Source organism: Sphingobacterium sp. 40-24 (assembly GCF_001899705.1).
Classification (GTDB): domain Bacteria; phylum Bacteroidota; class Bacteroidia; order Sphingobacteriales; family Sphingobacteriaceae; genus Sphingobacterium; species Sphingobacterium multivorum.
In genome coordinates this window covers 117,483-142,335 of record NZ_MKWH01000021.1, presented here as the reverse complement: position 1 = coordinate 142,335, position 24,853 = coordinate 117,483, and the positions used below count along the sequence as shown (strand labels likewise).

General features: G+C 40.6%; 22 protein-coding genes. 5 read left to right on the top strand and 17 right to left on the bottom strand.

Annotation, left to right across the window (positions count from 1 at the left end):
* Positions 1 to 129 precede the first annotated feature (129 nt).
* Together BGP15_RS07495 and BGP15_RS07490 are read left to right on the top strand one after the other, a co-directional pair.
* Positions 130 to 678 (top strand): RNA polymerase sigma factor, encoded by a 549-nt coding sequence (locus BGP15_RS07495; protein ID WP_070570290.1) that lies wholly within the window; start codon positions 130 to 132, stop codon positions 676 to 678.
* A complete protein-coding gene (locus tag BGP15_RS07490) occupies positions 668 to 1,375 on the top strand; it encodes an energy transducer TonB (RefSeq protein ID WP_286752715.1) in 708 nt (235 codons plus the stop codon). The genes BGP15_RS07495 and BGP15_RS07490 overlap by 11 nt, the downstream gene beginning before the upstream one ends.
* Positions 1,376 to 1,452: 77 nt before the next feature.
* Here BGP15_RS07490 and BGP15_RS07485 read toward each other — a convergent pair whose 3' ends face one another.
* The 8 genes from BGP15_RS07485 to BGP15_RS07450 form a co-directional block, all read right to left on the bottom strand.
* On the bottom strand, positions 1,453 to 4,626 hold the full coding sequence (locus tag BGP15_RS07485) for a TonB-dependent receptor (protein WP_286769130.1): 3,174 nt from the start codon (positions 4,624 to 4,626) through the stop codon (positions 1,453 to 1,455).
* A gap of 209 nt (positions 4,627 to 4,835) precedes the next feature.
* A complete protein-coding gene (locus BGP15_RS07480) occupies positions 4,836 to 5,399 on the bottom strand; it encodes a nitroreductase family protein (protein WP_236560304.1) in 564 nt (187 codons plus the stop codon).
* A gap of 17 nt (positions 5,400 to 5,416) precedes the next feature.
* Positions 5,417 to 6,679 carry a peptidase T gene (gene pepT / locus BGP15_RS07475; protein ID WP_286769129.1) on the bottom strand — a complete coding sequence of 421 codons (1,263 nt, stop codon included), beginning with the start codon at positions 6,677 to 6,679 and terminating at the stop codon, positions 5,417 to 5,419.
* A 438-nt stretch (positions 6,680 to 7,117) separates the two neighbouring features.
* A complete protein-coding gene (locus BGP15_RS07470) occupies positions 7,118 to 7,951 on the bottom strand; it encodes a DUF4197 domain-containing protein (protein WP_286769128.1) in 834 nt (277 codons plus the stop codon).
* A 228-nt stretch (positions 7,952 to 8,179) separates the two neighbouring features.
* The gene (locus BGP15_RS07465) at positions 8,180 to 9,016 is read right to left on the bottom strand and encodes an endonuclease/exonuclease/phosphatase family protein (protein ID WP_286752712.1); all 837 of its coding nucleotides are present in this window, start codon (positions 9,014 to 9,016) and stop codon (positions 8,180 to 8,182) included.
* 173 nt (positions 9,017 to 9,189) lie between these two features.
* The gene (locus BGP15_RS07460; RefSeq protein ID WP_286752711.1) at positions 9,190 to 9,957 is read right to left on the bottom strand and encodes a glycerophosphodiester phosphodiesterase; all 768 of its coding nucleotides are present in this window, start codon (positions 9,955 to 9,957) and stop codon (positions 9,190 to 9,192) included.
* A 251-nt stretch (positions 9,958 to 10,208) separates the two neighbouring features.
* Positions 10,209 to 10,856 carry an HD domain-containing protein gene (locus tag BGP15_RS07455; RefSeq protein ID WP_046673674.1) on the bottom strand — a complete coding sequence of 216 codons (648 nt, stop codon included), beginning with the start codon at positions 10,854 to 10,856 and terminating at the stop codon, positions 10,209 to 10,211.
* Entirely contained in the window at positions 10,849 to 12,027 is a 1,179-nt protein-coding gene (locus BGP15_RS07450; protein WP_046673747.1) for a THUMP domain-containing class I SAM-dependent RNA methyltransferase, read from the bottom strand. Before BGP15_RS07450 ends, BGP15_RS07455 begins: the two co-directional genes overlap by 8 nt.
* Positions 12,028 to 12,104: 77 nt before the next feature.
* On the opposite strand from BGP15_RS07450, the gene BGP15_RS07445 reads away from it, so the two are divergent.
* Together BGP15_RS07445 and BGP15_RS07440 are read left to right on the top strand one after the other, a co-directional pair.
* A complete protein-coding gene (locus BGP15_RS07445; protein ID WP_070570272.1) occupies positions 12,105 to 12,479 on the top strand; it encodes a DUF3127 domain-containing protein in 375 nt (124 codons plus the stop codon).
* Between the two features lie 191 nt (positions 12,480 to 12,670).
* Positions 12,671 to 13,135 carry a copper resistance protein NlpE gene (locus tag BGP15_RS07440; RefSeq protein ID WP_286769127.1) on the top strand — a complete coding sequence of 155 codons (465 nt, stop codon included), beginning with the start codon at positions 12,671 to 12,673 and terminating at the stop codon, positions 13,133 to 13,135.
* A 21-nt stretch (positions 13,136 to 13,156) separates the two neighbouring features.
* On the opposite strand, the gene BGP15_RS07435 is transcribed toward BGP15_RS07440, so the two are convergent.
* From BGP15_RS07435 to BGP15_RS07415, 5 genes are all read right to left on the bottom strand, one after another.
* A complete protein-coding gene (locus tag BGP15_RS07435; RefSeq protein WP_070570270.1) occupies positions 13,157 to 14,158 on the bottom strand; it encodes an acyltransferase in 1,002 nt (333 codons plus the stop codon).
* A gap of 15 nt (positions 14,159 to 14,173) precedes the next feature.
* Positions 14,174 to 15,328, bottom strand: a complete 1,155-nt coding sequence (locus BGP15_RS07430; protein WP_070570268.1) for an MFS transporter — start codon at positions 15,326 to 15,328, stop codon at positions 14,174 to 14,176.
* 62 nt (positions 15,329 to 15,390) lie between these two features.
* Entirely contained in the window at positions 15,391 to 15,879 is a 489-nt protein-coding gene (locus BGP15_RS07425; protein WP_231585252.1) for a fumarate hydratase, read from the bottom strand.
* A gap of 48 nt (positions 15,880 to 15,927) precedes the next feature.
* Entirely contained in the window at positions 15,928 to 17,325 is a 1,398-nt protein-coding gene (fumC, locus tag BGP15_RS07420; protein ID WP_070570264.1) for a class II fumarate hydratase, read from the bottom strand.
* Between the two features lie 141 nt (positions 17,326 to 17,466).
* The gene (locus tag BGP15_RS07415) at positions 17,467 to 18,036 is read right to left on the bottom strand and encodes a hypothetical protein (protein WP_286769126.1); all 570 of its coding nucleotides are present in this window, start codon (positions 18,034 to 18,036) and stop codon (positions 17,467 to 17,469) included.
* Between the two features lie 319 nt (positions 18,037 to 18,355).
* On the opposite strand from BGP15_RS07415, the gene BGP15_RS07410 reads away from it, so the two are divergent.
* Positions 18,356 to 19,966: a S41 family peptidase gene (locus BGP15_RS07410; RefSeq protein ID WP_286752707.1), complete on the top strand. Its 1,611-nt coding sequence runs from the start codon at positions 18,356 to 18,358 to the stop codon at positions 19,964 to 19,966.
* Here the strand turns inward: BGP15_RS07410 and BGP15_RS07405 are convergent.
* The 4 genes from BGP15_RS07405 to mutL are packed head-to-tail and all read right to left on the bottom strand — an operon-like array spanning position 19,956 to position 24,540.
* Entirely contained in the window at positions 19,956 to 21,119 is a 1,164-nt protein-coding gene (locus BGP15_RS07405) for an endonuclease/exonuclease/phosphatase family protein (RefSeq protein ID WP_286769125.1), read from the bottom strand. The genes BGP15_RS07410 and BGP15_RS07405 overlap by 11 nt on opposite strands.
* Positions 21,064 to 21,942, bottom strand: a complete 879-nt coding sequence (locus BGP15_RS07400; protein WP_286769124.1) for a rhomboid family intramembrane serine protease — start codon at positions 21,940 to 21,942, stop codon at positions 21,064 to 21,066. The genes BGP15_RS07405 and BGP15_RS07400 overlap by 56 nt, the downstream gene beginning before the upstream one ends.
* An 11-nt stretch (positions 21,943 to 21,953) precedes the next feature.
* The gene (locus BGP15_RS07395) at positions 21,954 to 22,640 is read right to left on the bottom strand and encodes a rhomboid family intramembrane serine protease (protein WP_112375007.1); all 687 of its coding nucleotides are present in this window, start codon (positions 22,638 to 22,640) and stop codon (positions 21,954 to 21,956) included.
* A gap of 13 nt (positions 22,641 to 22,653) precedes the next feature.
* Positions 22,654 to 24,540, bottom strand: a complete 1,887-nt coding sequence (mutL, locus tag BGP15_RS07390; protein ID WP_286769123.1) for a DNA mismatch repair endonuclease MutL — start codon at positions 24,538 to 24,540, stop codon at positions 22,654 to 22,656.
* Positions 24,541 to 24,853: the final 313 nt, after the last annotated feature.

Genomic DNA, 24,853 nt, shown 5'->3' with positions numbered 1-24,853 from the left:
TTATATTTTTATCGACCGTCTCCATTTCGTTATGGGGACGGTTTTTGTTTTGCGCTAATTTTCAATAGCTCCTTTTTTTATATATGGAAATTTGTATCTTAAATCATCATTAAGGTGAATGATTTGCGCATGAACGAAAAAGAGCTTTTACAACACTATAAAACAAGCGGTGACTTGTCTACGCTGGGGAAACTATATTCGCCCTATATGTCCTTGCTTTATGGTGTGTGCTTTAAATACTTACAAGACCCCGACCGTAGTCAGGATGCTGTGATGCAGATATTTGAAGAACTTATCACGAAGCTTCGGCAATATGAAGTCGATAATTTTAAGAGCTGGTTACACGTTTACAGCAAAAATTATTGCCTGATGCAGTTACGTAAAGATAAGCGGACAACACAGGTTGATATTGAAGACAATTTGTTCGAAAGTGAACAAAAGTTAAATGATACCAGTGAAGTCAAATGGGAAGAAAAAGACTTTGAGAAACTGGAGGGATGTATGCAGACTTTAAACCACGAACAACAAGAATGTGTACGTTTATTCTATCTCGAGCAAAAATGTTATAAAGATATTGCAGATTTGACCGGATATGACTTGAATAAGGTCAAGAGTGCTATTCAAAATGGAAAGCGCAATCTAAAAATCTGTATGGAAAGGAAAGAAAATGGAAAATAATTATCAATTATCACGGATTCATAATTACATCCATGGTTTGATGACTAAGGAGGACATGTTTCAACTGGAACGAGAAGCATTGGAAGATCCCTTTTTACAAGATGCTATCGATGGTTATCGATTACAAAATGGTGTGGATGCCCGACAATTGAGTCTATTGCAGCAACGTCTCAATCGTCGTGTAGAAGATACCGTTGCGACAAGACATGCCCAATATTTCACTTGGCAGCGTTTGGCGATAGGCGCTACCGCAGGGGTACTTTTTGTGACTTTATTGGCCTTGCTCTATTTTAAACATTTTAGCGGTAAAGCGGAGCGTACAACGGATGTAGAGTTGAGCGAGCCTGAAAATAAGGTGTCTGTTGAACCATTGTTGGATGGAGGTGATGCAACGCCGCGTGAAGGATGGAAAATTTTTGAACAGTACCTCAATCAGAAGTCCGTTACATCTGTAAGAGGAGGCGAAATTATTGTCAATTTTACAATCGACAAAAATGGAGTGCCTACTCATATCAGTGCTGAAGGACAACCAGATCAGGCTCTCGTTGATGAAGCGGTTCGACTTCTGCAGTTTGGGCCAAAATGGCAGGGAACAAAAGGGCGTCTGAAAATTGTGTTCCCCGTCAAAGAGGAACGGAACTCGGCAAAAGTAACTGTAATTAAACCGCCGCATTGTTTTGGAATCGAAAAAAAATAATAGTGATCTGATAAAAAGCAGCGAGCCATTTCTTTAATAGGAAATGGCTCGCTGCTTTTTTATATAGTCTGAATTACTTAAAATGCATATCTCAGGCCTAATTGTACTTGATAAGGATTACCATTTAAATTGGATACCCCCACACCAGAACTCATATTATAAATATATTGTTGACTGGTTGCATCAAAGCTTTTGATGGCATATAGATTTTGCTTACCCAGATTGTGTCCTACACCCCAAGTTTTTTTCAATAGGTTGGCTACATTGAAAATGTCTATCGAAGCTTCAATGCCATGTTTCTTGTAAACTTTTAGATTTTTAGCCAAATGTAAGTCAAATACGCCGTAAAAACCGTTGATGCCGCCGTTTCTTTCGGCGATGCGGTCGAGGTTACCATTGATGTATTTTTTAATGCTCTGTTCTGCCTTTGGATCGTCTAAAATAGCTTGAATGCCGGTTTTGATGTAATCGGGGGTGTTTTTGTTATTTGGATCGTATACGAAGGCTAGATCGTTGGAATTTACAAAATCACCGTTGACATTCCCATTGACCGCTAGGGAATAGCGCGTTCCTGCAATTCCGCTAAAACGTAAACCCATAGATACACCCCATAGCGATGGCATAGTACCATAAAAAACAACTTTATGGCGGAATTGATTGTCCGAATACGTCATCGTACTCAAGTCGCGTGGATCATCTTTCACCATCAGCGAAAGGGTAGCGGAATTTGCGACGTTGCCGTTGTAGGAGGTATTGTCTTTTGTGTCGTTCCAGGTGTAAGATACGGTTATCTGCCCGTCTTTATAATAACGATAAGTTCCGTCCAGCACAACCGTATAAGAATTGTTTTTTCCTTCACTGTTCATTTCCAGTACGCGGCCTATTTGTTTTGTTTTACGGCTATTGGTCCAGTTGGCGGCACCGTTTGTCGTATTGATGCTTGATGCCGGAACATACACCCCACGGTTACCTTCGGCGGTCAGCCTAAAGTAAGGATCCTCCACCATATTGCGATCTACATACATATAATTGTTGCGCCCCCAGGTTCCGTAAGCGCTTAAACCGATGCGTAGCGAAGGTGTGAAAAAGTGATTGATGGAAATATTCGCTTTATATACAGTTGGCACTTTTACATCCTTGCTATTGGTATTGATGGTGACAAGTTTTTCGATCTTCGGGTTGTCCAGCAGTTCGCGCCCTGGAGCTGTATCGGGGTCTTGGCGATATCCTGCAAAATTTGGTTTGGGAATTAAAGTAGGGTCAGTAATATCTACACCGGCAATGCGTGAGCCATCAAACAACATATTGTTTAACATAGAATAGGGGTTGAGGGCCGAACCGAATATACCAGCGCCAAAACGGATTATATTTTTCTTTTCTTCATTGATATCCCAGTTGAACTGCACGCGGGGTTGTATCTGAAAAGTGTTGATACCATTATCGGTTGAAAGGCCCAGTTCGTCATAGACTGTTTGGTTGAATGTAGCCTTCTTTAGGTATTTCGTATTGTCCAGACGTAGGCCGCCGACAACATCAAGACCCCTAGCGATTTTAGCTTCCATCTGTCCATAGAGACCTACAGCTAGATTGTTGACAAAGGTGTTTTCTTTGTCAGTCATATATACATCACGGGCATAGCGATAAGGAGTCAGGTTATCGAAATTTTGTAGACCAGTAAAATAGAAACGACCATTCATTTCGCTGCCGTAGCGGAAATCCATGTTCGTATACATGACATCTGCACCGAAGGTATATTTGATTTTATCTGTGTTATAATAGAGGTTGTTGACCAGTTGTAACATATTTCCGTTGAACCATTCTGGTGCATAACGCTGACCACCAAGCTGTATTGAATTGGTATATTTATTTGTGCCGTCCACCGATTGAACAGATTCAACGATCGCACGTGGAATACTGTGTGACTGATCAAATCCAGCTACATTGTGCTGTGCTTCAGAACGCTCATAAAAATGTTGCACCTTCAAATCGTTGGTCAATTTGGAACTGATCGACGTGCGCAAGGAGGCCATGAGGCTGTTGTTAATATACCTTCTGTTGGTGTAGGATTCAAAAGCATTGATGCCTGTATTGTCTCCCTCTTGTTGATTGTCCATGTCGTAGACAAAGTTGTTCCGAATAGTCAATAAGTTTTTATCGTTCAATTGCCAATCAATGCGGGCGAAGGCCGCGTCGGTCTTTTTCTTCTTGTCAAAGGAACCAAACAGGCGATCGGCACTTGCACCATATTTACCTACAGCAATGCGGGTAAACTCATCTAATGTAGCCTGGGTTACTTTGTAACGTGCAATGTCCTCCGTTGTTTGAATGTCTGCGATCTGAAGAGGACGGGTGTCCATCTGACGGTCCCAAGTTACAAAGAAGTGAGCTTTGTCTTTTATGATTGGACCTCCAAGTGAGAATCCATATTGATAGGTGGAGAATTTTTGTTTTCGGGCTGTTCCATTGAGGTTGTACTTACTCGAAAGCCAACCTGCCCGGGCAAAAGTAAATGCACTTCCAGTTAACGTATTTGTACCGGATTTGGTTACGGTGGTAATGCTGCCCCCTCCGCTGCGACCGAATGTGACATCGTAGTCATTGGTCACTACTTTGAACTCTCGAATGGCTTCCATAGAGATTGAATAAGCTCCGCCGCTATTTCCACCGGCCACTGTACTGCGTGAATTCATTCCGTCTACCGTAAAATTGGTCGATGAAGCGCGCTGTCCAGCTAGATTTGTACCACTGCTGACAGGCGATAAATCAATCAGAGAGGAAAAATTACGTCCATTTACAGGCATTTTTTTGAGGTCATTGGCCGTAATGGCGGTAGATGCACCCAATGTCTTGATCTTGTTTTTTAGGTCAGCCGCAGTGCCTTGAACGATAACTTCATCCAATTTATTTTCAGCTGATGATAAGGTGAAATCCACATTGAGTTCGTCACCATAGCTCAATTTATAGTCAGTCTTTTTTTGTTCTGCATAGCCAACGTGGTTGATTGTGATGCTGTATGGCGAACCCAAAGGTAATTGCTGAAAGGTATAGACACCATTTTGGTTGGTCAGTGTCGTTTGTTTAAATCCTGTTGATTCATTCCTTACCGATACAGATGTTCCTTTTACAGGCCCATTGTTGTCTATGATCCGACCTGTAATCGTCGCTTCGGTACCCTGAGCCCAACTGTTGGTTGGAATTTGGAAAAATGTAATAATGGTTAATACCATTAACCAAACGATGTTTCTTTGCATAATAATTTCACTTTTTAGTTGATTAGCGTCTGTCACAAGTATGTTGCGAAATTATCTCTGCAAGATTGTTAAATGGTTAAGATCTCATTATGAAATATTTAATAAAAATGGGTTTTGATGGTCCGTCATGCATAATTAATTAACCTATAAACAGCGAGCGGCTCAGATACCTCTAAGCCGCTCGCTGTTTATTATAAAGTTGAGAAGATTTATTCTTCCCAACGAATTTTATCTGCAATTGGTGTGCGGATAGGTTCGCGTGCCTCAGATTGATGGTGTCCTAAGTAGAATAGACCAATACATTTTTGATTTTCTTCGAGATTTAAGAAACCACCCAAATGATTGATTAAACCGGGAGTCGCCCAGTATCCACCAATGTTTAGCGAGTGTGCAGCTAACCACATGTTTTCAACTGCTGCAGCTGTACAGGCCAATTCTTCCCATTCGGGAACTTCACCTGTATAATTGACAACAATAGCGATCGCAACGTTTGACTGTGTTGCTTTTTTGCCCATTGTTATTTCTGTTGCTTCAGTGTACTTCTCTGCTGGTGTTACCGATTTGTAAATACGTGATAACTCCGTGCCCAAACGTTCCAATCCCTCTTTGCGGAAGATGACAAAACGCCAAGGTTGTGTCCTTTTATGTGTTGGAGCAGCATTGGCCGCTTCCAAGATACTCAAGATATCTTCTTTACTGACTTCTTCTTCAGTGAAGGAAGCTTGAAATACTGATCTTCTGTAGTGTATTGCCTTTAATACGTCGTTTTTCATTATAATTTATTTTTCCTTTATGCTTTTTCTTCCCATAAAGATACAACATGCAAAATTGTTTTGACGGCTTTTTCCATATCTTGTACAGCTACCCACTCTTGTTTTCCATGGAAAGCATGCCCTCCGGCAAAAATATTTGGACAAGGTAGCCCCATAAACGAAAGACGGGAGCCATCTGTTCCACCACGGATACTTCTTCTTTCGGCTACCATTCCTGCTCGGTTGATGGCTTCCATCCCGATTTCCATAATTTCAGGATGCTGATCCAGCACTTCTTTCATATTACGGTATTGTTCTTTTACAACAAAAGTATAAGTACAGTTTGGATATTGCTCCACGATTGATTTTGCTATACCTTCCAGTTCATCTTCATGTTTCTTGAGATTGGCCGTAACGTGATCACGTACAATAAATTGAATTTCTGCTTTTTCCACAGATCCACTGATATGAACAGGATGTACAAAACCATCTTTTTTATTCGTACTTTCAGGTGAAAGCCTATCTTTCGGTAGCGCCTCAATTATTGCACTGGCGATTTTGATGGCGCTTTGCATCTTCCCTTTAGCAAAACCTGGATGCACCGATACGCCATGAATAGTTAATGTAGCTCCATCTGCTGAAAATGTCTCATCTTCGATGGTTCCGGCTCTTTCACCATCCATGGTATAAGCGAAATCTGCTGCTAAACGTTTTAAATCTGCTTTATCAACACCTCTACCAATCTCTTCATCCGGTGTGAAAAGAATTTTGATGTCACCATGTTTGATTTCAGGATGTTTCATTAATAAACGGGCAGCATCCATGATTTCGGCTACACCTGCTTTGTCATCTGCACCGAGTAAAGTAGTGCCACTCGCTGTAATGATATCATGGCCAATTTGATTGGCTAGATCGGGATGTTCGGCATATTTGATGATAATACTATTGTCGTCAGGAAGCACAAGATCTTGGCCCTGATAGTTAGCATGAACCAGTGGTTTTACATCTTTTCCAGAAGAGTCGGGAGATGTATCCATATGAGAACAGAAACAGATAACGGGAACTTGCTTTGTGGTATTGGATGGAATAGTTGCGTAAATATATCCATTTTCATCCATTGCCGCGTCTGAAATACCCAATGCCAGCAACTCCGTTACAAGTAACTTTCCTAGGTTCTTTTGCTCTTCTGTAGAAGGACATGTTGGTGAATTTGCATCAGATTGTGTGTCAATCTGTACATAGCGTTGAAATCTTTCGGATACCGAAAAATCACTTATGTTGTTGATCTCAAATGTGCTCATTTTTTAATAGCCCTAATGTGATAAGGGTGGTCAAACTTAGATAAATTGCTTTTTATTTGCAATTTAATTTGGTTGCATTTACAAACAATTTACCCTTCATACATGCGTTTGACGCTATTGTAACAAATGGGCAATAACAGAAAGGGATCGGAGCGGATAGAATCCTAATTTTCGCTAAAGAGAATGTACCGCTAAAGAAAAGGTGTCGCTAGATATAATTGTGCTGGAGATCTTTTGAGCTGTTTGGTTTATCCATGGATAGGAAAAAAGAAATCATGATGGTCCTGCATCAATTAAAACCTTCATGACTTCGCAGACACCAACAGCAATGAAAGCAAACTGAAGGTTCTTCCTGGCCAATAAGACCAGACAATTTCAGATAAAAAAAAGGACCTATCAAATTGTTGACAGGTCCTTTTTTTACATGTAAATCGTGTTCTATTTCTTTTGATCAGCGTAACCAAATACCTTCTGCAGGATATTGGTATTTCTACTGCCGCCTATGTTGTGTCTAATTTTTGACTCCTGGTCGGCAACTTTGATAAATAGACCATCTATTGCTTTCTGCGTAACGTATGCCGTAAGATTTGTCTCCACTTTATTGCCTAAAGGAAGGTTGTTGTAAGCTGTTGTCAATTGGGTCCAGTACTGGTCCACATTGTTTGTACCCATGGCAGATTTGATAACAGGACTAAACTTGTTTGTTAATTCGGTCGATGTATTTGTTTTAAAAAACGTTGTGGCGGCGTCTTCTTTACTACCTAAAAGAATATTGGTTGCATCGGTTATCGTCATCTTCGAAAGTGCGTTTACAAATACTGGGGCAGCCTCTTTAACGGCTCCCTCCGCAGCTCTGTTCATGCTCTGTATAAACTGATCGCACAATTTCCCCATCCCAACAGCACGAAGTGTTTTTTCTACTTTCTGTGCTTCGGCAGGCATCAAAATCTTTACTGCGGCATCACCCAAAAAACCATCCTTCTTGGCTAGAGATTCGATACTCAGATTTAAGCCGTTGCTTAAAGCCTGTTTGATCCCCAACGATGCATCCTTATTGGACAAAGATGCCAAGGTATTCGATTTTGATGCTATTGCAGTCGTATTTGATGTCGTCGTCTTTGATGTCGACGTCGTTTTAGTACTGTCGGTCTGGCCCTGATTTGCTTTTGCCAATGTCTCACTGATTTTCTTAAAAATCTGTGCTTCGCTTGCATTGGAATAAAGTAATCCGGAGACAAATAGTGTACAATATAATAGTGGAAATTTCATCATGTTTTTATTTTGCTGTCAAAATTAAACATATCGACTGTTAATTTATGTGAAAGTTTAAACCAATTGCCAGGAAACATAGCTATTGTCGGGAATCGTAGCAGATACGCTACAGCGTGCTGAGTCCCTATTCCTGATGCGGTGTAAATAAAAGCTGTCCCACAAAATAAAACAGCAGATCCTAAGCGAACCTGCTGTTTGTGTTATAGGGTTGTTGTTATTAACAAGATATTATTTCCAGGAGAGTGTCGTTGCTACTGGAAAGTGATCCGATGGAAATTTATTCATGTATGTATCGGTCAGGATACCATATTTTTTTACTTGGAAAGGTTTGGTGATAAAAATATGGTCTATGCGGCCTGTTGGTCTAATGCTTTTGCCCCAACCATTGAAAGAAGAATTGGGCTCATATTTAAATGTTGCCAATTCATGTACATCAGTGACCACTTTGCTATTGGCCAAGGTGAAGTAAGCATCATCTTTTTCATCGACGTTGAAGTCGCCTGTTAAAATTAATGGTAGGTCTTTGGCAAACTCTTTTGCTTTTGTCAGAATCAATTTTGCACTTTCGGTACGTGCAGTACGACCGATATGGTCAAAATGTGTATTCATAAAGATAAAGCGTTTTTTGTTGGCCTTGTCTTCAAAGATACCCCAGGTACAGATTCGCGGTAGTGCTGCATCCCAGCCTTTATTCGGGTGTTCGGTATCTGTGGCTGAAAGCCAGAAAGTTCCACTCTTTATCGCTTTAAAGCGATTTGTATTGTAATAAATCGCCGAGTGCTCGCCCTCTTGTGCACCATCGTCGCGACCTACACCCACGTAATCAAATCCAGGAAGGAGCTTTTTGAGATCTTGAACCTGATCAAAAAAACCTTCTTGGATACCAAAGATATCAAAACCATGGTATTTGATCAGATTGGTAAGCGGGACTTTCCGGTCGTTCCACATGTTATCGACATCGACGGTATTTCTTTGGCGGATATTATAACTGCCTGCAATAAATTCCTGCCCATACGATAGGAGGGATAAACACAGCGCTATAACGAGAAAAAGACTTTTTTTCATTTATTTGAATTATTTATGCTATTTATGAGTGATCTTCATGTGTTTAAATGAACTCGTTTCACTCGGTTATTTGTTCATCATTTATTCTTTATATAAAGGCAATCATGCTGCCTCGGACGACACGAGTGTTTAGTTTCATCGCTATAAATGTCCTTTGTTCACTCGGTTTGTCCTTATTTCTTTAATATGCGGAGCAACAACTCAGGTTCATCAGTGGTAATAAAATCAATTTTCTGATTGATTAGATTTGTCATTTCTTCTTCTGTGTTTACGGTCCATGCATTCACTTTCATACCAAGTTGATGCGCATCTTTCAGCCATGTCGCATTCTTTTTAAAGACGGAAAAGTGATAATCCACCCCATTAATCCCAGCAGATTTTACATCTGAAGGAGATTTATCTCCTGTAAGATATTGGATATTAGCCTTAGGAGCCAATTCGTGGATCTTTTGACAAGCTTCAAAGCTGAAGGAAATGTAATCCGTAATTTTCTCAGCTTTTAAGCTTTTGACCATTTCAACCGTTTTTGTGGTCGCTTCAAGCGTACGCTCGACCCCAAGTTTATTGATTTTCAACTCAAGGATAAGGCGTAAACCCTTTAATTTTTTTCCAGCATTAATATATTCTTCCAACGTGGGAATGGATTCACCGTTAGGATGTTTCTTTTCTAAGAGCTCTTTGTAGGTTGCCGTTGCGATATCAATGCCATAGAAATCATTGTCATGGTTGACCACAAGAATATTGTCTTTGGTCAAATGTACATCAAACTCGGATCCGAAGAGCTTGAGTTCGTGGGCCGCTGTTAAGGAAGCAATGGAATTTTGCGGAAGATGGCTGTTTTTCCATACGCCACGATGTGCAATGGCTTTCGTTTGTGCGAATAATGCGGAGGATGAGATTACCATAGCCAGTGTCAGACAGCTAAAAATATGTTTTTTCATGCTATAATTATGTATGAGTGTTTGTTTTCAACGGCATAATGTGCACGTTTCACTCGGTGATTTATTCCTATTCTATGTATTTATAATACCGATTACGATACTAGCAGTAAAAATCGACCTTGGTGACAGGATCGTTTCTTACAAATTTGTTTAAAAGCTGATTTTACATGGAACAAAAAAAGTGGTACTTTTTATCTCGATGTACAAGATCTAAAGTACCACTTTTATATTTAGGAATTGTTAAGTGTAATTTATTTTTTACCATTCCATTCAGCCATAAACTCATCCAGAAAGTTGAGCATATAGTCATGACGATGTGCTGCTATTTTTTTTGCAGCCTCTGTATTCATCTTATTCTTTAACAATAATAGCTTTTCGTAGAAGTGATTGATTGTAGGAGCTTCCGAATGTTTGTACGCTTCCTTATCCTTATATTCTTGAACAGGAATGTTCGGATTATACATCTCACGGCCTTTATTGCCACCAAAGCTAAACGCACGGGCAATGCCTATTGCACCGATAGCATCCAAACGATCTGCATCTTGCACGATTTCCATCTCTTTTGAATGGAATGACACTTCCCCCAAACTTGCTTTGAAAGACATATTGAAGATGATTTTCTTCACATGGTCAATGATTTCAGGCGAAATTTCTAGACTTGCCAAAAACTCTCCGGCAACACGAGGGCCTATTGTTTCATCGCCATCGTGGAATTTACTGTCAGCGATGTCATGTAATAGTGCCGCCAATTCGCAGACCATAACATCCGCTTCTTCATCTTCTAAAATTAACTTCGTATTGTTCCATACGCGTTGAATATGCGACCAATCGTGGCCTGCTTCTGCAAATTTCAATCGATCTTGCACAAATGCTACTGTGCGCTCAATAATGTTATTCATACAATACTTTTGTTTTTTCGCGAGTACCCTCGTATAATTCGTATTCTAATAATCTACAATCTAATTTACCATTATAAAATTCTATGCGTCGGGACGCACGTAGCCCGATTTTCTTTGCCAGATCTGGATTTCCGGTAAATATATAGCCTCTATAACCTTTGCACTCCTGTTTCATGAAATCCCCCATACGCTTATAGGTAATCTCTAACTTGCTGTGCGTGCCCAGACGTTCACCGTATTCAGGATTGAATAAAATGACACCACCTTCTTTAGGAACGTGTGTTTCGGCAAAATCGCATACTTCAAACGAAATTAATTGCTCCACACCAGCAGTTCTTGCATTCATCTTTGAGACGTTGATTGCCTCCTCCGAAATATCGCTTGCAATAATTTGTGGAGCCGCTTTTTTATTGATCTGATCTTTGAGTAGTCGGCGCTCCTGGAAGAAAACTGTTTCATCATAACCTATGAAATGCATAAATGAATAGTTCATGCGCAGCAACCCTGGTTTTCTGTTTGTTGCTATCAGTGCCGCCTCAATGGCTAAAGTTCCGGATCCACACATCGGATTTACAAAAGGTGAATTACCGTCCCATTTGGAAGCAATAATTGTTGAGGCTGCAAGAGCTTCCAGCATTGGCGCTTTTCCAGGGATCTTACGGTAACCATGTTTTGCCAGTGTCTCGCCTGAGGTATCGAGAAAAATTTCAGCACGGTCATCTTTCCAGTACAAGTGGACAACCGCTTTATTATTGTCCGGACCTGAATTAGGGCGCAGACCTTTTTTTTCCTTTATACGGTCCACAATTGCATCCTTAACCTTTACGTTTGCAAATAAAGGCGTGCTGATTGTCTCATTATCAACATTAGAGCTGACAGAGAAATATCCGTCAAATTGAATAAGTTCTTCCCAGGCAATTTTACTCAATTCTTCATAGAGCTCCGTCGGATTATTGGCTGTAAACTCCTTTAACGAATACAAAATCTGAGAGGCTGTGCGTAGGTTCAGATTAAGCTTGATCGTATCGTTTATACTGACCTTTAATTCTACGCCTGTAGGGAATGCCCTGACAATGTCAAAACCTAACTCTTTAACTTCCTGTTGCAAATAAGGTGATAAGCGCTTATTGCACGTTATAATAACTTTATTGGGGGTGTTGAAAACTTCCATCATATTTTGTACAAAGTTAATTAAACTCTTCCTCAAAAATTGCTTAATTTTACGCTTTAATATTTATTTTTTTGATTATGGAAATTAGAGGAAAAGTACACGAGATAGGAGCGACACAACAAGTGACAGAATCATTCAAAAAACGCGATATGATTGTAGCTTATGCCGAAAACCCACAATTTGTTGAGTATATCCGTTTTGAGGCAACACAAGACAGAACGTCAATTTTTGATAACCTTGCAATTGGTGAAGAGGTAGAAGTATCTTTTAATCTTCGTGGTCGTCCTTGGACTAATAAAGATGGCGTAACAACTTATTTCAATTCATTAGTAGCATGGCGTGTTACAAAATTAGGTAATGCTGCTCCAGCTCCATCTTCTCCAGGTTACGCAGATATGCCTGCCCCTGTAGATTTGGCGGGTTCATCAGATGATGACGATCTACCATTTTAATCTGAATAGGATTGTGTAGCCTATCGCCACGCGGTAGCAAATAGATTATTTAAACTGTTCGCAATACAGTTATTTACGATAGAAAGGCTTCCTCAAGAAGCCTTTTTTCTTTGGAATCCAGTAGGCGTGCCTGATTTTTCTTGGCGCTGAAATTGCTTGCTATATGGTATCGTACATCAAAAACAACAGATATGAAATTAACCGTATTGTTCTCTTGCTTAGCAATGATTTCGCTAAGTGCATGTAATCAAACCTCAAAAGATAGTCAGCATACAACCGCAGATTCCACTGCACATGAGACTGTGGCGGTAGATACTGCCCATGCATCTCAGAATTCGTTGGATTGGGCCGGTACCTATGAAGCTACTATTCCCTGTGCTGATTGTGAAGGCATCAAAACAAATATCACCTTAAAAAATGACAATACCTTTGCCATCGTCAGTGAATATATTAATAAAAATACCAAGGTCGAAGATAGTGGTAAAGTCATGTGGCACGACAACGGATCCGTTGTTAACCTCACAGGGAAGGAAACAAATATGAAACTGAAGGTGGGTGAAAACAAGCTGATTGGGCTAGATCAGGAAGGCCATGCGATTGAAGGCCCCAATGCGCATCTTTATGTATATAATAAGGTCGAAGGCGAGAAATTGTAAAACTAAGCTCCGATAACGGAATTAACCACTGATGTATTTACCGTATGGAACTTTTCGTAATAAATAGGTCAGTAGGGCGCTAGCCAACAACGTGAGCACCGTTGCTGCCGGGATTTTCCACAAAGTGGATAAAGGAAGCAAAGGATGAATATAATTGAGCAGCAAAATATGGCAAAGGTAAATGCCAAAGCTGTGGATGTCGATAAATTCCCAGAAGGCGTTGAGTTGTTCTGGGAGTTTAAGGCCTTGCACGAAGACGAATAAAAAGCCTGCACTCAATGCGATGTTGGGGGAAAGATAGTTGTAAAGTGTCGGATCAAATTCACCTCGGGAGCTACTTAGATAATATGTCCCCGATGCTGTAATTAAACAGCAGATCAGAAAAAATGTAAAACTTGACAATTTTACCATTGGGATAGGGTAATTACGTAAGTAATGGCCCAAGACCAAATAGCCTGCATAACCCGAGAAAAAGGTCAGGTCAAAATTAGGTAGGTAACTATTGAACCATTTATTCGTAAAAAATAACGCTGCAAACCACAATCCCAAAAAGATCTCAAGCTCTCTCTTACTGCAGTTGCCCACAATTTTGCGTATGAAAGGAACTGCAAGGTAGAGCCCAAGTATCATATATAGGTACCAAAGGTGCGCATTCGTTCCTGACTTTAAGCGAATTAACACAATGTTGATAACTTGTGGAAAACCGATATAGTCAAAATCGATATAACGGACAAAATAATAGAAAAGATAGACGATGCTCCAAAAAAGAAAAGGCGGGACAATTTTCAATAAACGTTTCCGATAAAATTGTCCCGTACTTTCGTCTTTCTGTAACAGGAGGGCACCTGAAATAACGACAAACAGGGGTACCGCAAAGCGCGAGAAGCTATTGAGCCAATTGGCATAACTCCAGTCGAATGATTCAAATTCATTGCTGTTTAAGTAGCCCGAAGAGGAATGAATCAAGATAACGAGGAATATCGCAACAATACGTAGTATACTGATATAACTTGTTCGCGCCATTTGATTATGCTGTTTTTATTGAGTTTTATTGTCGTAGACTTTCAAATATAGCAAAGTCAGGAGTGCTCCAATGCTCGCCATGCCCACACCAACGAGGGAAGGTGTATTATAAGCTAAACCCCAGGTTATTGGGATTCCACCTAAAAATGCACCTAAGGTATTCCCGAGGTTAAAGGCTGCCTGACCACCTGCTGCGGCCAATGTTGCTGCTTCTTTTGAGGCGCGGATCAACATCAGTTGTGTCGGCGAACCAATAGTGAAGGACACCAGTCCTGTAATAAAGGCTAAAGGATAGGCTGTCCAGCCCAGTGGTGATATAAAGTAAACCATCACAAGGCATATCGCCATAGCGGAGAAACTCGCGATTGCCGCTTTGGTTGGGGAGATTGTATCAGCCAGTTTTCCGCCGATAAGATTTCCGAAAAACATACCAACACCGATCAGGATCATAATCAAGGGGACACGATCAGCAGCGATGCCCGACACATTGGTCACCAAAGGCGCGATGTAGCTGATCCAGGCGAAAAGTCCACCGGTACCTATGGCAATAATAGCCATTAATAACCAGGCAATTTTTTTGTTGAAGAAGTTTAACTGACTAAAGATATTATTTCCTTTGGCGGCCTCAATTTTTGGCATCCATGCATAAATTGCTGCAAAAGTGATTAATCCCAATATACTGATAATACCATACGTTAAACGCCATGAATAATGATGGCCTAAATAGGTGCCGAGTGGTACTCCAGCCAAATTGGCAATAGTCATTCCGGTAAACATAATGGATATAGCCTGTGCTTCTTTTCCTTTCGGAGCCAGTCTTGCTGCCACGACAGACCCAACACCAAAAAATGCTCCATGGGGAAGTCCGGCCATAAAACGGGAGAGACTAATCAAAAACTGTCCCGGTGCAATACTGAAAAGGCCATTGAAGATAAAAAAGAGCAGCATTAAAAAGAGTAATACCTTCTTCGGAGGATATTTTCCTGTAAATAGCACTAATGTTGGGGCACCTACAACGACACCCAGTGCGTAGAGTGCAATCAGGTGGGCAGCGGTAGGGATTTCGATATGAAGATCTTTGGCAATGTCAGGCAGGATGCCCATCATCGTGAATTCGGTCATTCCGATGGCAAGTCCGCCAAATGCCAAAGCGATAATTCCTTTGTTCATTGTATTTTAAGGTTGAGGTTGTACGATAATGGTACGAAGATAGTAAATAGATTGTACTAAAATTATTGATACCTTTTTTGAGGGACACAAGTAATATTTTTAGTCTTTCTTAAGATGATCTGACGTTGATCTAACCTGCTTTCCAGTACTACCGAATCTGCAGCATGATAAACGACTTTAAAGCGGGGGATATACTGACCGGAAAGATAGCAACCTGAAATCTTCTGTTTGCCATTCTCCTTGGTATAGATACCATCGACAATGATGGAGTCTCCGCGCAAAACATAAATACCTTTTGCATGTTCTGTCCAGGAGCCATTTTTGTAACAACTATCTGGTATGGTTTGTACTTTATTGTTGACGTGCATGGTCGCGTAAACAGAGTCACAGGTAAACTTGAAGTCGGTCAAGGTGTATTGCATCATCTGCTGCTGTCCAGGAATGCTGTCTTGGACCCATTCTCCCTGTAAAAAGGGGGCACCTTCGCTCTGCATATCCGAATTGAATTTGCAGGCTGTAAAAAAGAAAAACATACCTATGGCAAGCGCCAATAGGTATGTTTTTGTTCGTATATTTTTTATTGAAATAAAAGTCACAGCTTATTTTAAACTTCCAACCATATCTTCTGGTTTTACCCAAGCATCGAAATCTTCAGGAGTCACATAACCTAAACGCACTGCTTCTTCTTTAAGCGTAGTGCCATTTTTATGCGCTGTCTGCGCGATTTCTGCCGATTTATAATAACCAATTTTTGTGTTTAGAGCGGTTACCAGCATCAATGAGTTGTCAACCAATTCTTTGATGCGTTTGTAGTTCGGCTCAATACCAGCTGCACAGTGCTCTTCAAATGAAACACAAGCATCACCTAATAGGCGAGCAGACTGCAAGAAGTTTGCCGCCATTAATGGTTTGAACACGTTTAGTTCATAGTGACCTTGCGTTCCACCAATCGTAATAGCCACATCATTACCCATCACTTGTGCCGCGACCATTGTCAATGCTTCACATTGTGTTGGATTAACTTTACCTGGCATAATCGATGATCCTGGTTCGTTCTCCGGGATCAGGATTTCACCGATACCTGAACGTGGGCCAGAAGCCAACATACGGATATCGTTTGCAATTTTATTTAATGCTACAGCCAATTGCTTTAATGCACCGTGTGTTTCAACGATTGCGTCATGAGCTGCCAATGCCTCAAATTTGTTTTCAGCGGTTACGAAAGGTAGGCCTGTAAATTCGGCGATATATTTAGCAACGACAACGTCATACCCCTTTGGAGTATTTAATCCTGTCCCTACTGCAGTACCTCCCAATGCAAGTTCTGATAAATGCGAAAGTGTATTTCTTAAAGCTTTCAGACCATGGTTCAATTGTGCGACATAACCTGAAATCTCTTGACCTAAAGTCAACGGAGTAGCATCCATTAAGTGTGTACGGCCAATTTTTACGACATTTTTAAACTCTTCAGCTTTTTTAGCTAATGTGTCACGCAATTTTTCTACACCTGGAATTGTAACTTCTGCAACAGCTTTATACGCCGCGATATGCATTCCTGTAGGGAAAGTATCGTTAGATGATTGCGATTTATTTACATCATCATTTGCTTTTAACACGGGCTCGCCTTCACCGATCTTATGTCCAGCCAATACTTGTGCACGGTTTGCGACAACCTCATTTACATTCATATTGGATTGTGTACCTGAACCCGTTTGCCAGATAACCAATGGGAATTGGTCATCCAATTTGCCCGCTAAGATCTCATCACATACGGTAGCGATTGCATCACGTTTCTCTACAGGTAATACCCCCAACTCGTGGTTAGCATAAGCAGCTGCTTTTTTCAAATAAGCAAAGCCTGCGACGATTTCGTGTGGCATCGAAGCTGCCGGTCCGATTTTAAAGTTGTTGCGTGAACGCTCTGTCTGTGCACCCCAGTATTTGTCTGCAGGGACTTGAACTTCACCCATCGTGTCTTTTTCAATTCTGAATGACATAGTATGTAAGTATAAGTAAAACGTAAAAATTATAAGTATATGTGCGAAGCACCTAATACATCAACTACAAAGTTACAGGATAATACAGTAAAGAGCAAGGATTAAAGAATAAGGATTGAGAATAAAACCCAATAAGCAGATCTAAAAACCAAGACGTTTTGTTAAGGAATCATTCACATGGTGGAAAACCTGTTTCGGTTTTAATGCCCGCCAAGGTAGCTCATTCAAAGCGCCTCCGAAATTAATGTAATAATCTATATTCTGCTGCTGGAACTCTTCGATCACATGTTCACGGAAACCGACGCCAGCAATCCAGCCATCTTCGATATCCTGAAACCATTCCTCATAGTAAGAGTCGTCCGAAGCATGAAAATTCAGTACATTCTCCCCGATTAAAATAAAATACTTGATGCCTTGACTGATCAATACATCGATAATTTCTCGCTTGAGCAACATAATATCATTGTAGATCGCATCATTCCATTCACCAATCAGCTCGATAATACAGTATTGTTTTTCATAGTCCACAAATAGTATTTTTAGATATAAGGTAAGCGAACCGAATTCATCCCATTGTGGGTGCAAAAGAAAATTATAGATCTGCTTGTCAAAATCGAATTCGCTGTAGACTGTACCATAAAATGGGGATTGTTCATCTTCAGCGGCAATGTAATAGTCCCGCCAGTTGTAATAAGGTTCGATTTCGTGCATAAAGTGGAATCTTTTTCAATTCAAACTAAGATAAATTTACGCGCATTTGCAAGTTAAATTATAGACATCATCTTCATCTGTTGAAATTAAATGTTCGGTGCCCTTATCGATTGTTCTGTTGTTATTTTTGCATTTTTTATAAGGACTTCTAATCGGGGAAGACGCTGTTTCCGCCTGAAAACAAGGAAGGGAACTTTTTATTTTTAATGTAAAAATATGGGTTCAGGTGCTCGTTTAACCGAATAAACTTGCTATTTTTGATGAAGTAATTAATTGTTGAATAGTTTGTCTCATCTTCGATAATTCATGAAGATTTCCCATGCAGAAAAGTATTAAACGAAATATTTTTGTAGCCGCTACATATGCTGCAGTATTGCTTCTTGGCTTGCTGTTGGGACAAAATTATGCCGAGGAGCAGGGAAGCAACCAAAAAACAACCTTTTCGAGTCTACGCTCGAATGGCAACTCGGATAAATTACAATATCTCATTCAATTAATTGCTGAGAATTACGTTGATAATGTCAGTATAGATACCGTTCAAGACGAAGCCATTGAACATGTCGTATCCCGTTTAGATCCTTTCTCCACCTTTTTAAGACCGAATCAAGTGCTTGCAAAGCAGGAAACGCTTGAAGGAACATTTGATGGTATCGGTGTGGAGTATTTCCGCCTGAAAGATACGCTACTTGTTGTTGGAATGGTTGCTGCTGGTCCCGCTGAAAAAGCAGGTATGCGTATCGGCGACCGCATTTTAAAGATCGGGAATAAGGATCTTGTCGGAAGAAAGGTAGCCGAGTCCGAAATTGAAAGGCTGATCCGTGGAAAGAAAGGAACAGCTGTATTGATTGCTATTCAGCGCAATGGAGTGGTAATGGCCAATCCAATAAAAGTCATTCGCGATCAGGTAAATGTTTCCAGCTTAGATGCATCCTATATGATCGCTCCGAAAACAGCTTATGTGAAAATTCGGAGATTTGGGCATAAGACAGCAGACGAATTCAGACAGTCGCTCATAGATTTACGGAAAAGTGGGGCGCAGGATCTTATTTTGGATCTGCGTAACAATGGTGGTGGATTTGTCCATACGGCGATTGATCTGGCGGGGCAATTTTTTAAAGAAAAAAGATTGTTGATGTATACCGAGGGTGCCAATGAACTACGCCAGGATTTCTATTCGGAGAAAGCTGGTGATTTTGGTGACGGCAGGGTCATTGTGCTAATCAATGAAAGTACGGCATCAGCAAGCGAAATCCTGAGTGGTGCTCTTCAGGATCTGGATCGGGCAACGATTGTCGGCCGCAGGTCCTATGGTAAAGGTTTAGTACAAGAACAATTTGACTTTTCGGATGGCTCTGCAATCAATCTGACTGTAGCTCGCTACTATACCCCTCTTGGAAGATGCATTCAGCGAAAATACACACGCGCCAATTTTGATGCTGCGAAATACATGACAGGCTTCGATCTATGGACGATGGACACTGAATTCAGCCAAAAAGAAATGTTTACCACCAGCAAAGGGAAACTTGTTTTTGGTGGTGGTGGTATTCTTCCGGATGTTACTATTCCGATTGACACCAACGAAACCAGTGCCAAATACCGCGAGATATTTCATTCCAATGCGATCGAAGAATTTGTTTATGATCGCTTCACGAAACATTTGCCCGCATATTCTATAGAGAATTTTATTAGCGGTTACCACTTACCGACAACAGAATTTGATCTATTTATTTCATATCTCAACAGTCAGAAGCGGATTTCGGTCACCGCCAAAGAAGCAAAAAACTTACATGATTTGATTCAATCCGATATCGAAGCCTTGGTCGGTCGATATTATTTTGGTCGTGAGGCCTATTATAAAATCAAAAATCGAAGGGATAAATTTATTGAAATAGGACTTAAAACATTGGGTTATCAGATGCCTAAGGTTTAAGCCTAAGATCAGACCATACGGGGTAATGATCCGATAATTTCTGTTTGACAATCTGATAATTCATTACCTGAAATTTCTGGCTAGCAAAAATATAGTCGATCTGAAAGATCGGTAGTAGGGCATGATGGGTCACTCCCCAGCCGTTACCTTTCTCCTTAAACGCATTGTACAAACCATCTCCGATTAAATTGACCGAGTAGCTCATTGGCGTATCGTTGAAATCACCTACGGCAATATAAGGATATTGACATTCATTCATGTGCTTCTTTAACGAATGCGCCTGTTCGCTGCGTAGCTCGAAGGCATTCTTAAGTTTGCGGCTCAATTTACGGGTCCTCGAATTATCCGATTCATTATTATTGGACAGGTTTTGGATAAATTCCTTGTCTTCATTTTGCAGCGCAAAAGAACGTAGATGTATATTGTAGATGCGGATCAGGGTGTCCTGTTTTTTGATATCAACATAACTAATCCGGTTGATTCCGTAATCGTTGTCTCTGATGGTTCCTGAATCATAGATCGGGAAACGCGAAAGAACAGCCATTCCATACGCCTCATAATCGTTTTTAGAGCTCGGTTCAAAGAAAAAATAGTCATATCCCAATTTATCTTTGAATTCCTCAGAGAAAACATGTTTTCCCTTAATCTTGCTAATATATTCCTGAAAGCAGATCACATCAGGAGAGATGCTGTCAATAATGCGGACAACGTCGGCTTTAAAGTTCTTTTTCTCATCGTTTACCTTCTTGAACAGATGAGCATTGAAAGTCATGATGCGAAGCGTACGTACCTCCGATGATACAGGGGCATTCTCTTTGCGAATATTCCAATGCTTAGTTAAAAAAGGCCACCCAATGAGGATCGTTATGAGCGAATAAAGCGCAATTTTCCGTTTGCGGAGTAGCCAATAAAAGATAAATCCAATATTAATAAGGAGGATCGGAAGGTAGCCTAAGCCCATAAATGCAATCGGCCAAAAGGATTTGGGATTAATGAAGGTCGCCGAATAACTCATAAGTAAAGCAACGATCGCAAGCATATTTGCCAGGAACATTGTTTTACTGATAAAGCCCAGTTTTCTCCTTAAAAATGTCCTTCTATCCATCAACCTTATCACCACTATTGCTTGCCCTAAAGAGCGTTTCTTTTTCATGGTTCGTTAGACTGTCGTAGCCAGAAATAGAAATTTTATCTAAGATAGCATCGATTTCATCCTGATTGGGTAAGTCATAACGATGTTTCCGATTTGTCGGTATATTGTTACCCACAACGACTTTCATTTTTGCAGGCTTCTGTTGTTTTTTCTGAAAAATTGTAGACCAGTCCATCCCCGATTTTAGCGCATAAGTGAAGCCCATTCCAAAAAGGACAACAGCAAAATACGAAATGGCAGCAGGTCGATTCGTCATCGTAAGGGCAAGAAATTCTAATCCAAAATAGACAATGGCCACTAATTTTAGCTTGATGTTACCCAGAAGCAGAAGCCGTAGCTCATACTTGGGGACCAAAGTCACAATCGCGGCTAATACCGCTGCCAAGGGGAGAGAGCCTCCCATAAGCTGTAAGTTACTTGGCATGGGAATAAGTGACCCAAAGCCCATATAGAGCACGCTGCCGAGCAGCCATGAGGCAATATAGACAAACAGAAATTGCCGCGTGTTTAAGAAGGTAAAAAAGATCTGACCGACCCAATAAAGCCAGAGACTATCAAAAAGTATGGTCCAAAGTTTGACGTAAACGAAATTCGATGTAACCAATGACCAGGGTTGTGCAATGAAACTTGAGAAATTACTCGGTAAACTTAATAGACGCACCGTAGGTTCCAAAAAGCTTTGTGGTACAATTTTTAATTCGAAGAGTAGGTCTAAAAAATAAATGAGGACAAATAGACAAACCTGGATACTGATCACCAAAGGTACGGGCGAGCCAGTTTTATAGGTTTGTCTCCAAAAATCTTTTAAACCGATGTTATTCATTGCGCACGATATTAATAAATTCCTTTTCTAATCTTCCACAGTTTAAGCAGTAGATAGCCAAATAGTGCACCACCGACGTGAGCCAGGTGAGCCACAGAATCTCCTGGTCTAGATAAGCTCATGTATATTTCGATGAGGATAAATCCACCGATCATATACTTCGCTTTGACTGGTACAGGAATAAACAAAAATTGAAGCGGTATGTTTGGAAAAAGGTAGGCAAATGCCAATAGTACGCCATAAATAGCTCCCGAAGCACCCAACATTGGAATGAGGTAGGTTAATGCTTCGTTGTTCCCGGTATTGGCCATGGAAATAAGTTCGTTCCCGCTCATGCCATGTAGCGGAGCGAAAGAACCCGTCGCATTATAAAGTTGTATGCCATTCACAGCTGTATAAAGGAACCAAGCGCCAATTCCTGAGACCAGGTAGAAATTTAAAAAACGTTTTGACCCGAGCACCTGCTCAATCATAGGACCGAACATGACCAGGGAAAACATATTGAAGAAGATATGGGTAATATTGTTTTTGTCATGCATAAACATATGCGTGATCACTTGCCAGATTTTAAAATATGGCGAGTCCGGGTAATAGACTGCAAGATAATCATATGCTACAGGTACAAGTTGAGATCCAATATAAAATATGATATTGATGATCAATAAATTCTTGATAACAGGTGTCAGTTGTGGAAACATATATTCTTATCTTCTAATTTTTACCAAATTTTTCCGCTAATTCTTGCAATGTAAATGTTACAATTACAGGATTTCCATAGATGGAGATATTGGGTGAGTGACAAGCAAAAAGTCTGTCCACAAGCTCTGCCATTGCTGTATTGTCCAATGCGGTACCAGGTTTAATGGCCGCATTACGGGCCAGGCTTTTTGCGAGGTTTTCGCGCTTAGCGAGCTTATACTCAGATTGATTGTTTTTGTAATCCTCCAATATTTTCTCAATCATCTTTATTTCGTCGAATCCCGTCCCTAAATCTGCAGGAATTCCGTCAATAATATAGGAATTTTTTCCAAATTCACGAATTTGAAAGCCTAAGCCGTTGATGTCCTCCAGGAGGTCCTTCATTAACTCATTATCCGCAGCATTCAGATCCAAAGTCTGGGGAAACAAACTTTGCTGACTTAGACCTTTATGTTGGTCCAGCTGTGAGAGAAATTGCTCAAAGAGAATGCGTTCATGTGCCGCTTGCTGATCGATCAGGATAAATCCGGAGTGAATCTGCGAAACAATATATTTATTATGTAACTGGAAAAAGAGCTTCGAGGATGATTTATCTTCAACCTGGATGATCTGCGGGCCATCGGTACGTAATTCCGGCTCGGCATGTAATGGTAACTGAACAGATTCCTCCTTTTCGACGATTTGATACAAAGAATCCCAATTGCTGGGTATGCCACCTGTTTTCTTGTTAAGTCCTTCAGCGTAACTTTCTGAACGGCTGTAGCTCGAATTGGATTTCGATTTGTCTGTATCAAAGGGGTTGAAGTCCGGATTAAAGGTAACTGTTGGAACGATAATTTCATCCAGTGCCTTTTTTGTAATGAGATTGGTGAAGCTAGTCTCCTGTTCAAAATCCAAGGATGGCATGATGTTGTACCGTCCCAATGATCTTTTTACGGCTGAACGGATAATTGCATAAATGGCTTTATCGTCCTCATACTTAATTTCAGTCTTGGTCGGATGCACGTTGATATCAATGCGTGCAGGATCTATGTCGATAAATAAGACATAGAAAGGAAATGTTTCTGCCTGCAGAATATCTTCATAGGCGTTCATGACAGCGTGGTGCAGGTATGGATCACGCACAAAGCGTTTGTTGACAAAGAAAAACTGTTCACCACGAGTTTTTTTCGCAAACTCAGGTTTCCCCACAAAGCCCTCTACCTTGATGATGGATGTATCTTCTTCCACAGGGACAAGGCGCTGATTGTAATTGTTTCCGAAAATATGGACAATACGTTGTTTTAGTGTCTCTGCCGGCAAATGGTAGATTTCATTTCCGTCGCTATGTAAGGTTAGGAAAATCTGTGGGTTCGATAAAGCAATACGTTGAAATTCATCAATGATATGACGCATTTCTACCGAGTTGCTCTTTAGGAAGTTTCTCCGTGCAGGAATATTGTAAAAAAGATTTTTAACTAAAATATTTGTCCCGGCAGCAACAGCTTCGGGGTATTGGTTGACAACTTTTGATCCCTCTATTTCAACGACTGTACCTAGCTCATCTTCAATACGGCGTGTTTTGAGTTCGACCTGTGCAATTGCGGCAATGGATGCCATCGCCTCACCACGGAAACCCATTGTACGAATAGCAAATAAGTCTTCAGCTTTACGGATTTTTGATGTTGCGTGGCGCTCAAAACAAAGGCGAGCATCAGTTACGCTCATACCACAACCATTGTCAATGACTTGAATCAACGACTTGCCTGCATCTTTAACAATAAGTTTTATTTTGTCAGCTCCAGCATCAATAGCATTCTCAATCAATTCTTTAATTGCAGACGCTGGTCGCTGCACCACTTCTCCCGCCGCAATCTGATTAGCAACATTATCTGGAAGTAATTGAATAATATCCGACATATAATACAAAGTTAAGAAATATCCATGTTTGCAGCGTATAAACACTGACGAAAATCAATCGGACATTCCACATGTTCTTTAAAAACAAAAGCGTGTAATGCGTTCATTTATACAAATGAAAATGGAATAGCAACGACCAACTGTTTACAGCCGCAAAGAACCTGTAAACGTATTTAGTCATTAAATATGACGCTTCCCAGTTGACGTCAAAGTCAGTGTGCGTTGTCTAACACCTGTGTAAAACACAGCTGATATCGAGCTGGAAAAATATTCCCTTCGCAATAACCGAGCCACCCTACGAACAGAAACCGCA